The sequence below is a fragment of the Mesorhizobium sp. M1A.F.Ca.IN.020.06.1.1 genome (assembly GCF_004023265.1).
GTDB lineage: Bacteria > Pseudomonadota > Alphaproteobacteria > Rhizobiales > Rhizobiaceae > Mesorhizobium.
The window spans coordinates 1-2,150 of record NZ_RZSR01000990.1 but is presented as its reverse complement, the minus strand read 5'-3'; the positions used below and the strand labels follow the sequence as shown (position 1 = coordinate 2,150).

Below are 2,150 nucleotides of genomic sequence, written 5' to 3'. Positions count from 1 at the left end.
CGGCAAGACCTATCAATGGCAGGTGCGCGGCGTCAGTTTCGACGAGGCTTTTCGCGTGGCTGTGAAGGGCGCGGCACAGATTCTGTCGGGGAATGGACAGCCGTAAACGTCGGCTGCCCTTCATCCGCCTGCCGGCACCTTCTCCCCGTCAAGGGAGAAGGGAAGTGCTCCAGCGCCGGCGATCCCCTCTCCTCGTTCTTCGCGGAAGCAACTGGCACAATCGTGTCGCATTGGTCAGCGGCAGGGGCGCATGGTAAAAGCCGGGACGACAACAGAGTTCTGGCGATGAACAAGTTTACCCCCGCAAAGCCTGCCGGCGCCCGCAGCGTCGACGAGATCACAGGCAGCCGCAGGCTGCGGCGCATGCGCAAGGCCGACTGGTCGCGCCGGCTGGTGCAGGAAAACCAGCTCTCGGTGAACGATCTGATCTGGCCGATCTTCGTCGTCGACGGCAAAAATGTGCGCGAGCCGATCGCCGCCATGCCGGACGTCTACCGCCTGTCGGTCGACCTCGCGGTGAAGGAAGCGAAGCGCGCCGCCAAGCTCGGCATCCCGGCGATCGCGACTTTCCCCAACATCGAGCTTTCGCTGCGCGACCAGACGGGCTCGCATATCCTCGATCCCGACAATGTCATCAACCGGGCCACCCGCGCCATCAAGGACGCGGTGCCGGAGATCGGCATCATTACCGACGCGGCGCTCGATCCATTCACCAGCCATGGCCATGACGGCATCCTGCGCGACGGCATCATCGTCAATGACGAAACCGTCGAGCAGGTCACGGCCGCGGCCGTCATCCAGGCAGCCGCCGGCGCGGACATCATCGCGCCGTCCGACATGATGGACGGCCGCATCGGCGCGATCCGCGACGCGCTGGACGCCAACGGCTTCCAGGACGTGGCGATCATGTCCTATGCGACGAAATTCGCCTCGGCCTTCTACGGCCCCTATCGCGAGGCAGTCGGCACCGCCGGCCTGCTCAAGGGCGACAAGAAGACCTATTATATCGACCACGCGAATTCCGATGAAGCCGTGCGCGAGGCCGAGCAGGATCTGGCCGAAGGCGCCGACATGCTGATGGTGAAGCCTGGGCTGCCCTATCTCGACATCATCCGCCGGCTGAAGGACGAGTTCCAGATGCCGACCTTCGCCTACCAGGTGTCGGGCGAATATTCGATGATCAAGGCGGCCAGCGCCAATGGCTGGATCGACGGCGAAAAGGCGATGCTGGAATCGCTTCTCGCGCTCAAGCGAGCCGGCTGCGACGCGGTCCTCACCTATTTCGCGCCGACCGTTGCGGAGATGCTGAGGGGCTAGGCCCAGGCGCAATTTTAAATTCTCGCCGCGTCACCTGGGCGCCGCCCGACGAGTTGATCTCTCGCCGGAAAATTCCGCTTGCATAATGCAATCAGTTAAGCTACTCCATGACTGCTTGCAAAATGCAACTAGTTCACGAGGCGATCATGTCAAAGCTGCGCGTCAACGCTTTCACCCTGTCGCTGGACGGCTACGGCGCCGGCCCCGATCAGACTCTCGAAAACCCGCTCGGCGTCGGCGGCGAAGGACTGCATAAATGGATGATCGGCACGCGCACCTTTCGTGAGATGGTGATCGGCAAAGACGGCGGCACCACCGGCAGCGACGACAGCTTCGCCGCGCGCAGTTTTGAGAATGTCGGCGCCTGGATCCTTGGCCGCAACATGTTCGGGCCGGTCCGCGGCGAATGGCCGGACGAGAGCTGGAAAGGCTGGTGGGGCGACAACCCGCCCTATCACGTGCCGGTCTTCGTGCTCACCCATCACAAGCGGGCGCCGATCTTAATGGAAGGCGGCACGACGTTTTACTTCGTCACCGACGGCATCCATTCGGCGCTCGAACAGGCGAAGACGGCCGCCAAGGACAAGGATGTGCGGCTCGGCGGCGGGGTCGCCACGATCCGGCAATATCTGAAGGAAAGCCTGATCGGCGAGATGCATCTCGCGGTCTCGCCGATCCTGCTCGGCTCCGGCGAGCATCTTTTCGCCGGGCTGGACATGCCGAAGCTCGGCTACCGCTGCACCAGCCAGGTCGCGACCGCCGACGCGACGCATGTGATGATCGGGCGGGCGTAAGCTCGGCTCCCCCTTCTCCCCCTGTGGGAGATGGGGAAG

At 63.5% G+C, this 2,150-nt stretch carries 2 protein-coding genes and 1 pseudogene; all 3 read left to right on the top strand.

Features of this window, described 5'->3' with window-relative positions; genetic code table 11:
• Nucleotides 1-106 (top strand): annotated as a pseudogene (locus EOA60_RS39330) (DUF2066 domain-containing protein); the annotation flags it as partial.
• A gap of 179 nt (nucleotides 107-285) precedes the next feature.
• A complete protein-coding gene (gene hemB / locus EOA60_RS29975) occupies nucleotides 286-1,317 on the top strand; it encodes a porphobilinogen synthase (protein ID WP_095824742.1) in 1,032 nt (343 codons plus the stop codon).
• Between the two features lie 146 nt (nucleotides 1,318-1,463).
• Nucleotides 1,464-2,111: a dihydrofolate reductase family protein gene (locus EOA60_RS29970; protein ID WP_095824743.1), complete on the top strand. Its 648-nt coding sequence runs from the start codon at nucleotides 1,464-1,466 to the stop codon at nucleotides 2,109-2,111.
• The last annotated feature ends 39 nt before the right edge of the window (nucleotides 2,112-2,150 follow it).